This is a genomic window from Aquimarina macrocephali JAMB N27, from assembly GCF_000520995.1.
Lineage (GTDB): Bacteria > Bacteroidota > Bacteroidia > Flavobacteriales > Flavobacteriaceae > Aquimarina > Aquimarina macrocephali.
In genome coordinates, this window is the sequence record NZ_JACA01000072.1 from 1 (window position 1) to 18,008 (window position 18,008).

Consider the following 18,008-nt stretch of genomic DNA (forward strand, 5'->3'; position numbering starts at 1 on the left):
TATTAAAAAGGAAGGAAAAAATGGAAACTAATAATTTGAAACAAGTAAAAACTATAAAAACAACAACAGGGCTATTACTTTTAATGCTTCTTTTTCTTTCATGTAAAAACGAGCCAAAAAAGAACTCTGATATCTTAAGTACTACAAGTCCAAAATATGAAACGTATAATTATTCCGGATTTACAAAAGAAGAAATTTATGCATTCCATAAACGTATTTACGAAGGAGGCAATTGGACCGAATACGGCGATTTGGAACGGTATTTTTATTTAAACTTCTCCCAAATAAAGGAACACTCACGCATACTTAGGTCAGATACACCAAAAATTCTTGAAGAAGCGCCAAGAGATGATGTGAAAAATTTTATTACCACAACAGATTTAAAAAAAGGAGGTGGGCTATCATTAAACGACTATGTGCAACAAGTAGAAGTTAATGGGTTAATTATAATTCATAAAGGCAAAATCGTCTTTGAAGGCTATCCGAGAATGTTCCCAACCGATTTGCATATTAATATGGTAATAACCCAAGTCTTTGTTAGTACTTCAATTGCCATTTTGGAGGATAGAGGTTTAATCGATACTAGCAAACCCATTGATTACTACTTTGATGCCCTTAAAAATTCAGGTTGGGAAGGTGTTCCGGTACTAGATATTCTTGCCATGAGTTCCGGAATTGATCGTGTCCCATTGGAGACGTATGAGGTGAGTTTTGACCCAATTAAAGATTTAGCTACAGCAAAGTCTGCTAAGCCATCAGGAATGGAGCGTCAATGGTCGAATGTCGATGCTATGTTATTAACGCTACTCGTTGAAAAAATGAGTGGTCTTACCTTTCGCGATTTTTTGGAACAGGAAATATGGAAAAAGATAGGATCAGAACATAGCGCCCTTTTAGCAATCAATAAGAATGGAACCTCTATTTCATATGCCGATGGCATGTCAACAACACTTCGAGACCTTGCTAGATTTGGTCTTGCTTTTACGCCTAGTGGTAGAAAGAGCGCCAATCCAATAATTTCTGATGCGCACTTATCTAAAATTCTGAATGTGAATAAAAACCTCAAGACGTCACGGGATTTAGAAGAAATGAAATATAGCAGTTATCAATGGGGCGCAGTATACGATGATGGTGATTTTCATAAAGGTGCCCATGGAGGTCAAGGCCTTTATGTATCACCCTCGAAAGATTTGGTAATTGCATTTTTCGGAACTGCCAATACAGATCGTGAAAGGAGTCAACTTGATGTCATTTCTCGACAGCTTTCCAAATCTGGGTTGTTTGATCTTGAATAAATTGACCTACAAAGGATATAGTACATCAAATATCTAGACCCTTATTAAACATTTAAACAATGAGAAAAACGAAATTATTAATATTGGCATTTGTCATTTCAATCAATACAGCTTTTACTCAAGGAAATAGTGAAAACGATCCTAATTTTTCAGTCTTAGAAACTGCCTATTTTGGAGAAAAGCCACCGAGCTTAATTCCTGTAGAATTTGCTCCTGCCATTCTTTCTCCTGAAGGGCTTTTTGAAGGTGGTAGTTTTTCACCAGATATGAAGGAGTACTATTTCACCAGGAAAAATGGGAAATACAAAAACCGGACATTTTTTGTTATTCGATACGAAAACAATCGATGGGGAAACGAATCTGAGACATATATAAGATGGCCACAATTCTCTGCCGATGGCAAAATTATGTATATAGGAAAGGAATATAGAGAACGAACCGACACTGGCTGGTCGGAACTTAAAAGCCCTGGAGAGTTCTTAAAAGACATGGCGCATGGTAGGTCGGTTTCATCTAATGGAACCTATTATTTTACTGTTTATAAAAAGGAAGACAAAGGAAAGGGCTCCATGCGTTATTCACGCCTCATAGACGGCAAACGTGAAAATCCAGTAAAAATGAGTAGAGAGATCAATACAGGAAAAGATATTGCTCATCCATACATTGCTCCAGATGAATCCTATTTAATATGGGATGTAGTACGAGAAGACGGGCATGGGCAAGCGGATCTCTATATCAGTTTTAAAAAGAAAGATGGCTCTTGGTTACCCGCAATGAATATGGGCTCTACCATAAATACTGAAATGCAGGAAAGCGCTCCACATGTGACACATGATGGAAAATATCTATTTTTTACTAGGGGAGAGTGGAAGGTCAATGAAGATGGAAGTACTAATTATGTAGGAAAAAGGTATTGGGTAGATGCTCTTGTTATTGAGAATCTCAGACCAAAATAGCGCGGAACATATAGAAAATAATAATTAGCAAACATTTATAAGTAATAAAACCCATGAAAAACAAAACTACAATGAAAAAAAGAAGGGTTATTTTATTTCTACTAATAGGATTTATTTTTTCAGGAGTATATGCTCAAAAAATAGAATGGAAGGAAAAGGCAAAGCTTCCACAACCTATGAGAGGAGCAGCAGTAAGCTGCAATAATAATATCTATTTTATGGAGGCACATTCTAAAATTTCAGGAGTTTATGAATATAATGTCGTTAAGGATACATGGAAGAAAACAACAAATATGATTACTCGGGGATGGAATGTAAATTTGGTAGAAATAGATGGATTAATTTATGCTATTGGTGGAGCAGGAGGAGCAGGAGGTCCACTAGATAGACTAGAAGCCTATAATCCTTTGAACAACACGTGGAATGTATTGGCGCCAATGCCAACAGGAAGACAACACAACACTTCATGCGTAGTTGATGATAAAATCTATGTTATGGGCGGAATAACTAAGTCTAACAGAACAAATAAAATCGTAAAAACCGAAAATAACGAAGTTTATAATCCAAAATCAAATTCATGGCAAACCTTATCCCCTCTACCTACGCCTTATGGGGATCCAGTAATTTCTGCTGTCGGGAACAATATTTATGTGCTTTGTGGCGATGTTTTATGGATGTATGATACGCTTTCTGATACATGGGAAACAAAAAAGAATTGTCCTGTTTGGATTTCAATTCTGCTTGGTAGTGCGGTAATAAATGATAAAATTATTTTTCCCGGAGGGCAAAACAAAGCCGAAAAAGCCGTTTCAAGTGTATATATTTATGATACAACCAACGATACATGGATTAAATCAACCAATTTACCCAAACCAATACAGATAGGAGGTATTACTACACTCAATGGTAAGATTTATATGATTGGAGGGAATGATACTGATTTTAACAAATATGATACTGTATATGAAGGGACACTGGTTGATTAAGAGCCAGCAACTGATAAAGAACTCTTTTAGGAGTTAGATAAAATTTTGATAATCAATTAAATAAAGAATATGAAGTATGTAAAAACCTTAACCATTTTTTTGACTTTACTATCTGTCAATGCTTATTGCCAGAATAGTGACAAATCTAAATCATCGTCCTATACAATTGCCTATACTTCAAAGGGAGTAGTAAAAATTTATTCAAGCGATAAAGAAGGTAAATCAAATGTTAAAATTATAAATACGAATGGTGATTACTTAGCTTTGTCTCCTGACGGAAAAACATTTGCTTTTCGAGTATATCTTGATGACGGAAAGACTTGGTCTATTCATACAATGAACCGTGATGGTACGAATAGCAAACGATTAACTCATGCAAAAAATAAATGGGATAGTGCACCTGAATGGACTCCCGATGGAAAAAAAATTGCTTTTGCAAGAGAATATAAAGATTCGGAAGGCGTTTGGCAGGCAGAAATTTGGATTATGAATCCAGATGGTAGCGAAAGGACTCAAATAGAATCACTGAAAGGGAGTAACCCTTATTTTACTCCAGATGGGAGAATAGTATTTACTTCGGAATACAAAGATAAAAAAGGTGAGATAAGCATAGCAGATATTGATGGTAGCAACATTATCCATTTGACAGATAATGAAGCTGAAGAATGGCATCCTGAGGTTTCTACTGATGGCAAGCAAATCGTTTTTATGTCTGATAGAGATGGGAATCATGAAATCTATGTGATGAATATAGATGGTTCTAATCAAAAACGATTAACATTTAATAATGTTGGTAATTGGCACCCATCCTGGTCCCCTGATGGTTCTAAAATAATTTTTTCATCAACCAATAAGGATAAAGAATCTCATATTTATATTATGAATAAGGATGGTTCTTCAGTAAAAAAGATTCTCTCTCATGGTAGAAAAGCGACATTTCTGCGTTAACCAGAAGTCAGCTAAATAAACAGCAATGAAGAGTTGATAAATCAATTGCGGAGCACCCACACTGACAAAAAAGAAAGCATGCAAAAGATTAAGCTACTAATACTCACAATCACCCTATCGCTAAACACTGCGTTTGCTCAAGAAAATATAGAAAACGATTCTAGTTTTCCACTCTTAGAGGGACTTTATCTTGGGCAAAAGCCACCTGGCTTAACACCTGAAGTTTTCGCTCCTGGAATTGTTTCGACAGAGCATCGTGACCTTAGCGCTTTCTTCTCACCCGACATGAAAGAGTTCTATTTTACTAGGAAAGATGTCAAAAATAAAAAATGGTCGTTAGTTGTTTTTAAATCCGAAAATAATCGATGGCGCGAGTCTGTGGTGGGACCAAGGGTAGGTCGACCCATCTTTGCTCCTGATGGTAAAACCATGCACTTGGGCAGTAAATATATGGAGCGTACCGAGACTGGTTGGTCAGAGGTAAAAAGTCTCGGTCCCATGTTTGACAGGGAAGACTGGGGTATTATGCACTTGTCGGCATCCACCAAAGGAACCTATGTTTTTGACGATTATAAAAGCAACGATGTAATCCGCATATCAACGCTCAAAGACGGCAAGCGCCAAGCGCCAAAGAAGATGGGGCCAGTGATCAACACAGGAAAATGGACAGCCCATCCCTTCATTGCGCCAGATGAGTCTTATTTAATCTGGGATAGTGAAAAAGACAGTGGATATGGTGATTCTGACCTGTATATCAGTTTTCGACAGCAAGACGGTTCATGGGGTGTTGCCATTAATATGGGAGATAAAATTAATACTAGTTCTGGGGAATCTGGAGGATACGTAACTCCAGACGGAAAATATTTTTTCTTTAATAAAGCAGATGGGGATGGGGATATATTCTGGGTAGATGCTCGGGTTATTGAGAATCTTAGACCTCAATAACAACTCATTTAACAAAAGGAATAAATATGAAAATCAAAAATTTGAAACTCCTAAAAAACTTCTCTAGAAATTAATAGCCAAATATTGCACTTGTAACATGAACCTACATATTTATTAATACTCATTGTCTTTGTGAGTTTTCAACCTTTTTAATATACTCTGTAGGAGTAAAATTTGTTATTTCTTTGAATGCCTTATAAAAAGTAGATTTAGAATTAAATCCAACATCAAACGCTATAGATACAACTGTAAATTCTTTATGGTCATTTTTTTTGATTCTTTGTGAGAAATCCTCAACTCTATATTCATTAACCAGTTCGTAAAAAGTTTTTTTATAAATATTATTGAGAACCCATGATAATTTATTAGTTGTAGTATTAATTTCATTAGCTAAAATTGACAAACTTAATTCTGGTCGTCTATATCCTTTATTTTCCTTAAAAAAAATATCAACTAGATTTTGAATCTTGCTTATTTCATTTTCGTCAAGTATATTCTTTCTTTTAGGTATATTTTCATTCTTAGAAGGAAAACGAATTTTGAATATTTCTGGATGTTTTAAATTATAAAAACCTACTATATAAATCTGTATACCAAAGATTAAACATGATATATCCCAAATCATTCTAATATCAATTGGTAATTTAACAACAAAGCGTTCAACAATGCCTAACAACCAAAAAATCATATAAACCAACAAACCAATCAGCATAATCTCTATATATTTTATTATGGTTTGATTAAAGGATAGTTCTTGTCCTTCATTCTTCTTATAGTAATTTAGTAGTCTATTAGATTTGAATAAATAAGCCGAGATAAAAACAAAAAACATGACGTCGTTACAAAACAATAAAGTGTTAAAATAACTGCTTAAATCCTTTATTGAATCATAAATATAAACATGAAAAAAACAGTATACTAAATACAATAGAGCTGGCAAATAGTGATAGTATGCTAACTGATGATTTCCATTTTTGTAAAAAAGTAACCGCCTAATATACGTGTAAACTAAAGGCCCAATAAAAAGATAAAAAGTATTAATGATATTACCATATAGCCTCAAAAAATCTCTTTCAAATTGATGGCCCATAGCTCTTTCGAATAAAAAAAGGCTATAAATAGTTAATAAGTACTGTATAGCCCTATTTGCTCCTGTATGCTTTTTAGGGATATACTGAATGGCAAAAATCAAAAAAATACACTGACCAATAATCAATACCAGAAAAAGCTCATATAGCGATATACTCATCCACTCAAAATTTTAATATTGTCATATTTTAATCTAACATAAAAATATGTTTACTATTTATTATCATTTCATTTAGTTAGAATTTGATCTTTATTTATGTATGGGTTAACAAAATAGTCTGATACTATAGTTTAGGACATCTAATAACGAGAATTGTTACATCTGGTGACAAAAAAAAGTTTTCTTTACAAAAATTAATGTAAGAAATAGCAATGTCAATTTAAAAATACTCTTACGCTAATTTTGAACTCAATTAAAGCTAAAATTAATATAACTATGAAATCCAATTATTTATTAGTATTTATTGTATGTCTATTAATATCATGCAAAAATAATAGTCAGTCAAAATCAAATAATGCGAATTCAATCGAAATAGAAAATTTATATTTTTCAACAGTAGACTATACAAAAGTTAAAGGTAGAATAGAGAATTATTCAAAAGAATTTAATTTACATAACGATGCTTACCTAAGTATTGTTTTTAACTTAGATAAACCATTGATACAAAGCCTTCAAGAATTAGCCCCAACCTTATCTGAAGATGAATTATTAAGCAAAGGGAATTTTCAATTTTCATATATAGTCGATGAGAAAATAATTTATGTAGAGAACTTAAACACCGGAGCTGGACCAAAAACCAGGAAAACAGAGAAACTTAGACAAGTAATACCATTAGTAGCCCCAGAGCGAATAAATTTTTGGGGTTGGTATATGTGGCAAAGATTTATGAAAATTAATGGTGGGTTAGATGCATTTACAGAAGGAAACCATACTTTAAGTATCGAAGTAAGACCTTATTTAAAAGGAGATGTATTAAAAGTTGGTTCTCTTTTGGCAAAAGGAAATATCGCTGTAGAAGTTCCTAAAATAGTTATAGATGAAAGTTTAGTGCCTGTTCAGAAAATACAGCCTAATAGTGGTTGGGAAATTTCTAAAGATAATTTTAATAACAATAAAATTGAAGCACTCAATAGAAAAATAGCAGAAGGTAGATTTGAGGATATTAACGGAATTGTAGTAATAAAAGAAGGAGAACTTTTAATAGAAGAATACTTTAACGATGCAACAAGAGATAGTTTGCATAACACTAGGTCGGTAGGAAAGTCATTTGCCTCTACAATACTAGGGATTGCTATTGAAGATAAATTCATAAAAGACGAAAATACTTTGCTAAAAGATTTTTACGATTTAAAATCATATAAAAATTATAGTGCAAAAAAAGATGCTGTAACCCTAAAATCGCTTTTAACCATGAGCTCTGGATTTCTAGGTGATGATTGGGATGATGAAAGTCCAGGTACTGAAGATAAGATGCAATCTACTGATAACTGGGTGAAGTTTGCTTTAGATTTGCCCATGCATAAAGACAAGATAATAGGCAAAGACTATAATTACTTTACTGCTGGTGTTGGTTTGCTAGGGGATATCATTCATCAATCTGTTCCAAATGGACTCGTTTCCTATGCAGATAAAAAATTATTTACTCCCTTAAGTATTACCAATTATAAATGGTTTTATACCCCTCAAAATGTTGCATATACTGGTGGAGGCGTAGAACTACGAGCTATCGATTTTGCAAAATATGGACAATTATATAAAAACAAAGGACTTTGGAATGGTAAACAAATTTTAACTGAAGAATGGGTAGAAAAAAGTTTAGCCAAACAAGTATCGCAATCTTATGCAGGAATAGAAGATGGATATTATGGTTACCTTTTTTGGAATAATATATATAAAGTAAATGGCATAAATTATGAAGTTTCTTTTTGCGCTGGCAATGGGGGTAATAAGATTCTTGTTTTTAAAGACATTCCTTTTGTTGTGGTTATCACTGCCTCTGCATATGGTAAACCAGGTGCTCGCATAGATGTTGATAAAATGATGACTGATTATATATTACCTGCAATACTAGAAAAACAATAAAACCAGTTGATATGCTGCCCTGAATTTTGCCATGAAACATTAAAAAAGATTAATTGAAGTTCTACATAAAATGTTTATTTAAAATGTAATAGAATACGCTTTTTGCTGAAAGGGAATAGGAGTAAAGGCAAAATGTGTATATAAGAGCTTCATCTTTTACAAAAGTCTTAATCCAATCTAAAATTATCTTTTATTTTTTTTCTGAATATGTGCTAATTATAGTCTTTTTCATTAAGATTCACCTTTTTTTATTTTTGTGATTCAAAGACATTTAGCAATTTGTTTTTTAGTTTTTCATCTTTTTCTTTTTGTTCAAACAATTTGTCTAACGCTTTATTTGCTAATGATTTGTAATACGATATCTCCTCATCTGGGTTATCTTTTATAAGTGTTTTAAAGGTATTACTTGCTTTTTCTATCTCTTCATTCAGCACATAAGCAGTCGCTAAGTATTCCCATGCATACATTTGACTATATGAAGACAATTTGTTATAAATAGATGTTAAATACTCACAGATTTTTAAAAATTCTGGGTAATTAGGCTTATTGTTTTTATAGATTAAACAAAGGTTTAAAGCACCCGCCTCTGTAGGTAGGATTTGATAACAAAGTTTCCACCATTTTTCTGCATGGTCATAGTCCTTTAATCCCTTATACCATAACCCCAAATAATTGCATGCGCTTTCATGCTCTTTAATAGCTTCCGTTATTTTTTTTGATTTTTTTCCAGTATACGGTTTAATGTCTTCTAAATACGGTTCCAGACTTGCTATAGCTGCTTTATTACGTACCTCTTTACTTTCTCCATCCTCTTCCTTTTTAACCAGTATATGTCGCGCTTTAAATAACTCTTTACTAATATCGCTTTTACTAGGGTAATTTGGTAATGGATTAATACCAATTTTCTTAAAAAGGGTTTTTCCTGGTTCTGTGATTTCTTTATTCCAAAGCGACAGCAACAATTTTTTATTTTCATCAGTAGTAACAAAATCAGCTATGACTTTTTTACGAATTTTGGTTTCAGGAATTGTTCCTTTATACATGGGCAACATGCACTCCTCGTTAAAATCGCCAAAGCTTTTTGTAAAGACCGAGGTTTTTTTCATAACATAAGGTTTAATTTCTGTGTCCTCTAATAGCTTTTGCGCTATACTAGCCAGTACAGTGCAGTGCTGAAACATCTCAAAATCAGTACTATAGTCGTAGCTTTTTTCCCATGCTGCATTTAGTAATGGTGGTCCCCAAAGGTCTTTAACATCCTCTAAAACGTAGCTATTAGATGATTCATCTATTTTATTTTTTAACACTTGCATCTGATCCTTAGAATAGATTCCTAATGAGTAGTCAACAACAATATAATCATTATCATCGTCATCATAATCTAGGTACTGGTTTCTTAAAAGGGCAATTTTTTTTATAGACCCTTTTTCATAACCCACCACCTTTTTTAAAAACAAGGATTTGTATTCTTTGAATAGGTATTGGGTCATTTCTTCAAACCATTTTATTTCTTCTTTCATCTTAGGGGTTTTATTATTGTATTTGTTGTTAGTTATTTAGAGCGTAAATATAATTTAAATTCCAGATCAGTTTTATCCCTGAAAACCGTATAATTTATAGGAATAATACTTCTTCTAAATTAAGGTTCAACGATACATGCAATTTTTCTTGCATTGTCACACTGAGCTTGTCGAAGTGTCGAATGGGCAGGAGGGAAGCGAAACCATTTTCGGTTCACGATTTCTTAAAACAATATTATCTAATGAGTAAATGTGTGTGGAATGGTTTAGAATTAGAGTGAATATTTTATAATTTCGCTAAAACTTCCAATTTTTCAAATACAACAACCTTATACATAGCGCTTACAGGTACTTTTTTATCTTCAATTAACAAATGGGTTCTACTTGCTTTTGAAACTCTATTTAAATTGGCAATGTATGATTTATGTGTGCGTTGGAAATTTTCAGATAATAATGTAGTGATATTAATTAGCGTTTCAGATATAAGATACATTCTTGAATCGGTAAAGATTTTCAAATAATTTCCAAAACTCTGAATATACAGAATTGATTTAAATGAAATATTAACGGACATTCCATCATGTTTTATTTGAAGTTCTTCACTTCCACTGTTTTTTTTAGGTTGTGTTATTTTTGAAGATGAAACTTTGTTTATTGCTTTCAAAAAGCGTTCAATTTTTATAGGTTTCAATAAATAATCTACAACACCATAATTATAACTTTCTAATGCATATTCAGAATAAGCAGTAGTCAAAATAACTTTAGGTGGTTTTATCATAGAACGCAAAATTTCCATGCCATTAAGTTCAGGCATTTCTATATCAAGAAAAATGAGGTCAACTTCATTTTGCTGAGTGAAATTGATAAATTCAAGTGGATTTCCTGTACTTAATACTAATTCTAAATTGTCAATTTTAGAACAATAGTCTTCTAGTACTTTACGTGCTAGTATTTCGTCATCTATAATACCAACTTTAATCATTAACTGTTTTTTTTAATTTTGAAACTGCTAAATCAATAGATAAATTTATATGATATTTTTCTTCTTTATCATCAATTTCCAATACGTGAGAGTTAGGATATAAAAGATTTAAACGTCTTTTCACATTTTCGAGACCCAGTCCTGTTTTTTTCAATGAAGAAACTTTGTGAGGCTTTGAATTATCAACACAAAAATGAAGCGTAGTGTTTTTTATAGTGGCAGAAATATCAATGGTACTCTGTTCATTCGTACTTTGGGCACCATGCTTAACAGCATTTTCAACAAAAGGGATGAGCAACATTGGAGAAATCCTTAAGCCTGACAATTCTCCGTCAATTAAAAATTCAATAGTACAACGTTTACTCAATCTTTTTTCTTCAAGTAATAAATAATTTTCTATAAACTCAAGCTCTTCTTTTAATAGAACTATCTCTTTTTTAGAACTTTCTAGTTGATACCTCAATAATTCTGAGAGCTGCATAACAAGGTCTGGAGTTTCTAATGATTGTTTCCGCGAAAGCGAATAAATACTATTTAAAGAATTGAATAAAAAATGTGGATTTACCTGTGCTTTTAAATAATTAAGCTCCATTTCTTTTTGTAACTTTTCTTTCTCAGCATTTTCTCTTTGGATGATCATATTTTTTCTCAAAAAAAAGGCAGCCATTCCGGCTCCAGTAGTATAAATTAGATAAAAGATCATTTTATAAACACCATACCAGCCACCCTTACCATATCCTTTCAAATAGGCCACAATAAAAACACTCCCCATAAGAAGTATCGTATATAAAAAATAGCGTCTCTTATCAAAAAAAGATGGAATGAAAACGAAATGATTTATCCATATGATGGCCATAATGGCAATTGTATACTTAAGACCATGTAAGAAAAAAGAATAATTAGTATCAAATCTATCCTTAAACGCCCACATACTTAATATCTCAAGTATAAGTACCAATAAAAAGGCGCCTATATTTATTAGGATTGTATTTTTTAATGACCTGTTAAGCATAAATTCATATAATAATCGGTTAAATATACCATCTATGCACAGAAATCATCTTAATTATTATACAAAAGCGGGATATCAATGACGAAATGGTTTTATCATTTAATTATTGGGTTCATCCTATTAATGGATTTAGACATTGAATATACTATACATTTATTCAACATTTAAGTAAAAAAAATAAACATGAAAAACAACAATTTTATAATAAAGAAAGAAAACATAAAAACAGCGAAATTATTAATATTGACATGTGCTTTATCGCTAAACACTGTCTTTGCTCAAGAAAATAAGGTAAACGATGATACACAAAAGGCATATGAAATGCCCAGAACTCAGGTCATTCAGATCAGTAATTCTGAAACAGATACACTAAATAGACTTTACATAAAACTACCGAAAGGATATGAAAAAAACACAGATTTAGAATACCCTGTAATCTATTTTACTTTTCCGAAAGAATATATCGAGATATTATCTGCAGTCACTGAAATTCTGATAGAAGACGTTATTATAGTTGGGCTTACCTGGTCAAAAGGAATAAACTTTGGGAATTTGGACAGTTATGTGAACTTTCTTCGTAACGATGCCTTTAAGGTGATAGAAAACAACTACCGGGCTGATGCTAACAGACGTACCTATTTTGGATATTCTGCCGGTGCTTTAGTTGGTGCTTACATATTATCGAAACACCCCAATACCTTTAAAAATTTCATTCTTGGTAGTCCCGCTCTTGCAGTTGATCATGAAGTTATACAGAAAATTTATGAAATTGAGTCTACTACAGCTGAAGAGCGAAAAAAACTGAACGCAAATGTTTTTATTTCATATGGCATATTGGAGGAGAAAGATACCCCTCATTTCGAAAAATTCATTACCATGCTTAAAAGCATAAACGATGAGAGTTTAACCTTACAACATATTGTGGTTGAGGGTGATCATCAAACATCATCTCCTATGACTGCAATACGTAGTATTTATTGGTTATCAGACTTGATAAAAGAATAACGAATCTAAAACACAATATGTTTTATTTTGGTCATTTTTTATTAGTAAAAATTGACTGAAACTTAAAATTATGAAACAAATATATCGAATAATATTTATACTCACGTTTGGTAACAATGTATAAAAATAATAGCCGATACAGCAGGGAATTTAAAGATTGTTGCTAAAGATTAAGCCAATCCTTATGCTGGTGATCAATTGACATCTAATACGAATTCCCTACGTTGTATATACTTTGACAAGTACCTAATTGCAAATTTAAATGATAGAAATAAACAAAGTAAAGACCACAAAACTATCAATGCTAGACGGTATTGAACTCAAGTCTGCTGTGTTTATCAATAAAAACTTCCCTTCGCATTTTCACCAATCTTGGAGTCTGGCTTATATAGAATACGGAAGTGAAAACATTGCATATAACAATTCAGGTTTTTTGGTCAGTAAGAATGCAATGCAATTAATTCCCCCTTATTCAATTCATAAAAACTGGAGCAATAAAAACAATGCCTGGGCCTATAAGGCGCTTTATATATGCGATGACGTGATCAAAAAAGTTGCAAAAAAAATAAATGCTGATTATTCTTATCTGACAAGCCTTCCTTATTTTATCTCATATAGCAACAGTGAGTTTGACATAAACGAAGCATCAATTTTCAAAGTCCTTGAAAACCTTTTTTTGGATACTTTGAATAACGATGAGCTACCTTATTTTAAAAAATTTGCTAACGAATCTTTCGATGATATTCTCAATTACTTGTCTTTAAACTATAATCAATCAATCACCTTAGAAACGCTCCAGAAAAAGTTTAAAGTGAATAAATTTAAACTACAAAAAAGCTTTAAAAAGAACATTGGTTTAACACCTTTGAAATATCTAACTACCATTAGAATCGAAAACTCAAAAAAGCTTTTTTATACAGATGTTCCTTTGGTAGAAATTGCTCTTGAATCAGGGTTTTATGACCAAAGCCATTTTACACATAGTTTCAAAAAATACGTAGGAGTAACTCCTGGTGATTATAAAAAGAATAGCAAGATTTTACAAGACTGGTAATCTCTCAAAAAGTATGTTTGCTTTCTTAATTAAAACAATGAGAAATAACACATTTATAATAAAGAAAATATGAAAACAACGAAATTACTGATATTGACATGTGCTTTATCGCTAAACACTGTCTTTGCTCAAGAAAAGACAGAAAAAGATCCTGATTCTCCTCGTTTAACAGAGCACAGTGAACCAGCAGTTTCCTTAGGCGAAATATCTTCACTTCAGTCAAAAGTGTTAAACAAAACTATTCCGCTATCAATCCATTTACCTGCTAACTACGATAGTTCCAGGAAAACCTATCCTGTGCTGTATATGTTGGGTTCAGATTACCGAGCTCGGTTCGCCATGTTAGCCTCTACACTAGACTACATGGGCGAAGGACGAATTCCTGAGATGATACTTATTGGAATAGATTTACCCGAAGGAAATCGAATTTTGTTGCCAACAAGGGATCAAGACACAACAATTCCGGATAATTATATTAACTTTTTTGAGACAGAGCTGATTCCGTACATTGATAACAACTACCGGGCTGCTCCGTTCAAAGTCCTTTTTGGCGGTTCTAACAGTGGGTTTTTCAGTGTTTATACGCTGCTTAACAACCCTCTTCTGTTTAATGGTTACTTCGCAAGCAGTCCGTCCCTTAGTAACATATCGACAGAGCTTCAACAAAAAATAAAATCAGGTCCGTTAAAAACGCTTTCGGAAAACAGATTTCTACACATCATTTACAGCGATGATGAAGGATTAACAAATCACGTTTCTGAATTCACTCGTGTTGTAGCTGACCATAAACCAGAGAGTTTTACCTATAGAGTGGATGAATTGATAAACCAGGGTCATGTACCAGCGATGGATTTTACACAGTTTCTTCTTGCATTATATCCAGACTTCAAACCCTTCAATTTCCGTAAAAACCTGGAATCGTTGGATAAAGTGAAACAACATTTCGATAGGTTATCAAAACGATATGGGTATGAAATCAAGACACCTATATCGGTCATATTTGACCTTGGTTATGTCACTATAAGAAGTAAGAATTTAATTGCCGCAGAAGAAATCTTTCAATATTCCTTAGAAGTGTATCCTGAAGAGAAGGACTCTTATCTCGGAATGGGTCTTTTACGCCAAACTCAAGGTCAGCTTGAAAATGCTAAGGTCATGTACGAAAAAGCATTGACAATTGACCCTGATTTTTCACTTGCTAAAAGGTGGCTACAAAGACTCTAGAAATGAAATTACGAATATTAATGAAACCTAGGTCGTAACGGCTGTTACATAAATACTGACGATATAGACAGACCTAAAGGCACTATATCTGCATCTATGTAAAATAGAACAGAAAAAGTTCTATTCGCCGTTTTACTCATATATTATATTTGTACTATTATTTGTACTATAATGTACTTGCGTTATGTATTACCCTGAGCTTGCCGAAGGGTCACTTTGCTTTGGTACGACATAATTTTAAAGATTGAGAATCTTTGAAATTGTGGGCGAGTTGGTGCGTGGAATGGGAAATAACATTAACTTTTAAAATTTATGGTAACATTTTGTTTATTAATGACATTTACTAATATAAAAGTTCGAGTAATGAAATGTATTTGTGATAATAATAGTGAGGTGTTTTTGTCAAATGACCTCTATGTTTTTATTCATAAACATAATTTATGTTGAAAATTATTGATAATTTCGAGCCTTATTTATAAATAACATAATTCTTTTTTTGATATAAAAATTTATGAAAAAAATATCCTTCTGTACATTTTTAATAAAAAAATGTATTTTAATTATATTATTCCTGTCTATAAGTGTTTTAAATGCGCAAGTTGATTTTAATGAAATATTGATTAACCGTTATACTACAGAAGGTGCATATGATGTTTCTCATATAGATTTAGATCTTGATGGCGATATGGATTTAATAGGAACTACTTCAGATATAAGCAATGGGAAAAATGCATTTTTATGGTTTGAAAATAATGGAGAGGAATATTTTACAACTCACATAATTAATAAATCAGAAGAGTTATTAGAATTTTATTATGTTATAAGAGCGGGTGACATGGATGGTGATGGAGATATAGATTTAATTGGCGGTACTAAATCTTCACTGCTCTTTTTTACCAATGATGGAAATCAACAATTTACTTTAAATATGATAAGTGATATACATACATCAATTCAAGGTATTTCATTAGTGGATATTGATAAAGATGCCGATTTGGATATTTTAGTTGCGGCGTATACATCGGATAGCTATAGTTGGTATGAAAATGATGGAATAGGTAATTTTACATATCAATTAATAACAAATGATTTAGAATATGCAAACGGAGCATCAGAAATAAATGCTGTAGACATGGATGTTGATGGAGATTTAGATTTAATTGCTGCTTCTCATAATTCGAGTATTTATGTTTGGTTTGAGAATGATGGAGCTCAGAATTTTACCGTTAATACTATTAATAAGTCTAGTGATCACTCTTATGGAGCTATATCTGTTGCCGCTGCAGACTTAGATAAAGATGGAGATATTGATATCGCAGGAGCATCGGAAAAAAGTGGCGAATATGTCTGGTTTAGAAATGATGGTAATCAAAATTTCATACCGCTAGAATTGGAATATGATAATGGATATGCTGGAGGAGCGAATACCATAAAAATAGAAGATATTAATAAAGATGGACACCTCGACATTTTGGGTAGTTCTGGTGCATCTGCTGCTGCAGGTTATTATTGGTTTCAAAATAACCCTGAGAATTCTGATAATATTTTTAAAACGTTTTCAAATTCTAATCTACGAGAACTTTATACAAATGCTACACATTCGGGAAATATAGAAACCTTCAATGTTGCTGATATTGATGGAGACGGATTTCTAGATTTTTATAGTACTAATGGTAGAGATAGTTTTTCTTGGTTTAAGAATGACGGTAATACAGAAAATTTTCAAGCATTTTATGTTGATTTATCTATTATTTCAAAAAATGCTTCTAGTATAGAAGGAGGTGATTTAGATGGTGATGGAGATATAGATTTTGCAATTGCATCTGGGACCCAATCTATTTTTGCATGGTTTGAAAATTTAGGTGACTATGAGTTTAAACCACACCTTATAGACCAATCTGTAATTTATACAGATTGGTCTAAATCTACTTTGATAAAAGACTTAGACCAAGATGGTGATTTGGATATAGTAGGAGTTGCAAAAAGAGCTCGTGAACCAGGAAATCTTTTTGATGGAGCGTACGTTTGGTATAAGAATGATGGGGTAGGAAATTTTGAATTTAATATAATTAATAATTCATGGTCATTCGCAAGAAATGCAAATTCTATTACAATTGCTGATTTTGATGGCGATACCGATTTAGATATTATTGGAGCATCTGAGTATTATGATAATAAATTCGTGTTGTTTAGAAATGACGGAGCAGAAAATTTTGAGCCAGAATTAATTTTAGAATCCAATGATATAACAGTAAGGAACGCTTATTTTGTGAGTAAAATTGATTTAGATGATGATGGTGATATTGATGTTTTAGGAAGTTCTTCTCGTGATGATATCTTTTTATGGTTTGAAAATGATGGAACAGGAAAATTTACGCACCACATATTAGATAATTCTTCTAATATAGCAAACAGTGCTGGTCTAATTAAAGGAGCTGATATAGATAATGATGGTGACAAAGATATTGTTGTAAACGCCACTACTTATAATAAGTTTGGCTGGTTTGAAAATGATGGAAATGAAAACTTTACATTCAATAAAATTGAAATAGATTTCTTACCTATATATTTTGATATTTTAGATCTTAATGGAGATACTCTTCCAGATATTACTATTTTAGGTAGTGCAAGTACTGGGTCTCAAAAAAAGCAACTTATTAATGATGGCTCAGGGAATTATGCTCAATATATAATTGAAAAAGATACTGAAGGTTTTTTTCCATATTTTATTTCTCATGTTGATTTTAATAAAGATGATAAGTTAGATCTTTTGACTATTTCTGGATGGGATTTTCGTTTGCACTTAAATAATAGTTGTTCACAAAACCAGTTGGATAATGATTGTGATGGAGTTACTAATGATAAAGATCTATGTGGTAATACACCTACAGGAGAGCAAGTAAATGCAG

General features: G+C 32.3%; 14 protein-coding genes. 10 read left to right on the top strand and 4 right to left on the bottom strand.

The genetic code is table 11. The features are described 5' to 3' along the window. The 5 genes from Z054_RS0126375 to Z054_RS0126395 all read left to right on the top strand — a co-directional run. Window positions 1-1,295, top strand: a 1,295-nt coding sequence (locus tag Z054_RS0126375) for a serine hydrolase domain-containing protein (protein WP_024772987.1), incomplete at its 5' end; no start/stop codon positions are given. 59 nt (window positions 1,296-1,354) lie between these two features. Further along, window positions 1,355-2,251: a hypothetical protein gene (locus tag Z054_RS0126380; RefSeq protein WP_024772988.1), complete on the top strand. Its 897-nt coding sequence runs from the start codon at window positions 1,355-1,357 to the stop codon at window positions 2,249-2,251. Between the two features lie 71 nt (window positions 2,252-2,322). After that, window positions 2,323-3,237 (top strand): Kelch repeat-containing protein, encoded by a 915-nt coding sequence (locus Z054_RS0126385; protein ID WP_024772989.1) that lies wholly within the window; start codon window positions 2,323-2,325, stop codon window positions 3,235-3,237. 69 nt (window positions 3,238-3,306) lie between these two features. Further along, window positions 3,307-4,185, top strand: a complete 879-nt coding sequence (locus Z054_RS0126390; protein ID WP_024772990.1) for a TolB family protein — start codon at window positions 3,307-3,309, stop codon at window positions 4,183-4,185. 378 nt (window positions 4,186-4,563) lie between these two features. Continuing rightward, window positions 4,564-5,130, top strand: a complete 567-nt coding sequence (locus Z054_RS0126395) for a TolB-like translocation protein (RefSeq protein WP_206538817.1) — start codon at window positions 4,564-4,566, stop codon at window positions 5,128-5,130. 121 nt (window positions 5,131-5,251) lie between these two features. On the opposite strand, the gene Z054_RS31970 is transcribed toward Z054_RS0126395, so the two are convergent. Further along, window positions 5,252-5,962, bottom strand: coding sequence for a helix-turn-helix domain-containing protein (locus Z054_RS31970; protein ID WP_161635349.1), 711 nt, complete (start codon window positions 5,960-5,962; stop codon window positions 5,252-5,254). Window positions 5,963-6,655: 693 nt separating this feature from the next. Here Z054_RS31970 and Z054_RS0126405 point away from each other — a divergent pair. Further along, a complete protein-coding gene (locus Z054_RS0126405) occupies window positions 6,656-8,302 on the top strand; it encodes a serine hydrolase domain-containing protein (RefSeq protein WP_024772993.1) in 1,647 nt (548 codons plus the stop codon). A 248-nt stretch (window positions 8,303-8,550) separates the two neighbouring features. On the opposite strand, the gene Z054_RS0126410 is transcribed toward Z054_RS0126405, so the two are convergent. From Z054_RS0126410 to Z054_RS30650, 3 genes are all read right to left on the bottom strand, one after another. Beyond that, window positions 8,551-9,822, bottom strand: coding sequence for a tetratricopeptide repeat protein (locus tag Z054_RS0126410; protein WP_024772994.1), 1,272 nt, complete (start codon window positions 9,820-9,822; stop codon window positions 8,551-8,553). A gap of 286 nt (window positions 9,823-10,108) precedes the next feature. Further along, entirely contained in the window at window positions 10,109-10,804 is a 696-nt protein-coding gene (locus Z054_RS0126415) for a LytR/AlgR family response regulator transcription factor (RefSeq protein ID WP_024772995.1), read from the bottom strand. Next, on the bottom strand, window positions 10,797-11,660 hold the full coding sequence (locus Z054_RS30650) for a sensor histidine kinase (protein ID WP_161635350.1): 864 nt from the start codon (window positions 11,658-11,660) through the stop codon (window positions 10,797-10,799). Before Z054_RS30650 ends, Z054_RS0126415 begins: the two co-directional genes overlap by 8 nt. 339 nt (window positions 11,661-11,999) lie before the next feature. On the opposite strand from Z054_RS30650, the gene Z054_RS0126425 reads away from it, so the two are divergent. The 4 genes from Z054_RS0126425 to Z054_RS29405 all read left to right on the top strand — a co-directional run. After that, window positions 12,000-12,821, top strand: a complete 822-nt coding sequence (locus tag Z054_RS0126425) for an alpha/beta hydrolase (RefSeq protein ID WP_024772997.1) — start codon at window positions 12,000-12,002, stop codon at window positions 12,819-12,821. Between the two features lie 262 nt (window positions 12,822-13,083). Continuing rightward, window positions 13,084-13,875, top strand: coding sequence for an AraC family transcriptional regulator (locus Z054_RS30655; protein ID WP_024772998.1), 792 nt, complete (start codon window positions 13,084-13,086; stop codon window positions 13,873-13,875). Window positions 13,876-13,944: 69 nt separating this feature from the next. Then, window positions 13,945-15,099, top strand: coding sequence for an alpha/beta hydrolase-fold protein (locus tag Z054_RS0126435; protein WP_024772999.1), 1,155 nt, complete (start codon window positions 13,945-13,947; stop codon window positions 15,097-15,099). A gap of 511 nt (window positions 15,100-15,610) precedes the next feature. Continuing rightward, window positions 15,611-18,008 (top strand): FG-GAP repeat domain-containing protein (locus tag Z054_RS29405; RefSeq protein WP_035093703.1); only part of this gene is annotated, 2,398 nt, incomplete at its 3' end.

Bases quoted from the DNA above. Each gene is read 5' to 3' on its own strand.
- Z054_RS0126380 (WP_024772988.1), top strand. From the start codon at position 1,355: ATGAGAAAAACGAAATTATTAATATTGGCATTTGTCATTTCAATCAAT.
- Z054_RS0126385 (WP_024772989.1), top strand. From the start codon at position 2,323: ATGAAAAAAAGAAGGGTTATTTTATTTCTACTAATAGGATTTATTTTT.
- Z054_RS0126390 (WP_024772990.1), top strand. From the start codon at position 3,307: ATGAAGTATGTAAAAACCTTAACCATTTTTTTGACTTTACTATCTGTC.
- Z054_RS31970 (WP_161635349.1), bottom strand. From the start codon at position 5,962: ATGTTTTTTGTTTTTATCTCGGCTTATTTATTCAAATCTAATAGACTA.
- Z054_RS0126405 (WP_024772993.1), top strand. From the start codon at position 6,656: ATGAAATCCAATTATTTATTAGTATTTATTGTATGTCTATTAATATCA.
- Z054_RS0126410 (WP_024772994.1), bottom strand. From the start codon at position 9,822: ATGAAAGAAGAAATAAAATGGTTTGAAGAAATGACCCAATACCTATTC.
- Z054_RS0126415 (WP_024772995.1), bottom strand. From the start codon at position 10,804: ATGATTAAAGTTGGTATTATAGATGACGAAATACTAGCACGTAAAGTA.
- Z054_RS30650 (WP_161635350.1), bottom strand. From the start codon at position 11,660: ATGGCCATCATATGGATAAATCATTTCGTTTTCATTCCATCTTTTTTT.
- Z054_RS0126425 (WP_024772997.1), top strand. From the start codon at position 12,000: ATGAAAAACAACAATTTTATAATAAAGAAAGAAAACATAAAAACAGCG.
- Z054_RS30655 (WP_024772998.1), top strand. From the start codon at position 13,084: ATGATAGAAATAAACAAAGTAAAGACCACAAAACTATCAATGCTAGAC.
- Z054_RS0126435 (WP_024772999.1), top strand. From the start codon at position 13,945: ATGAAAACAACGAAATTACTGATATTGACATGTGCTTTATCGCTAAAC.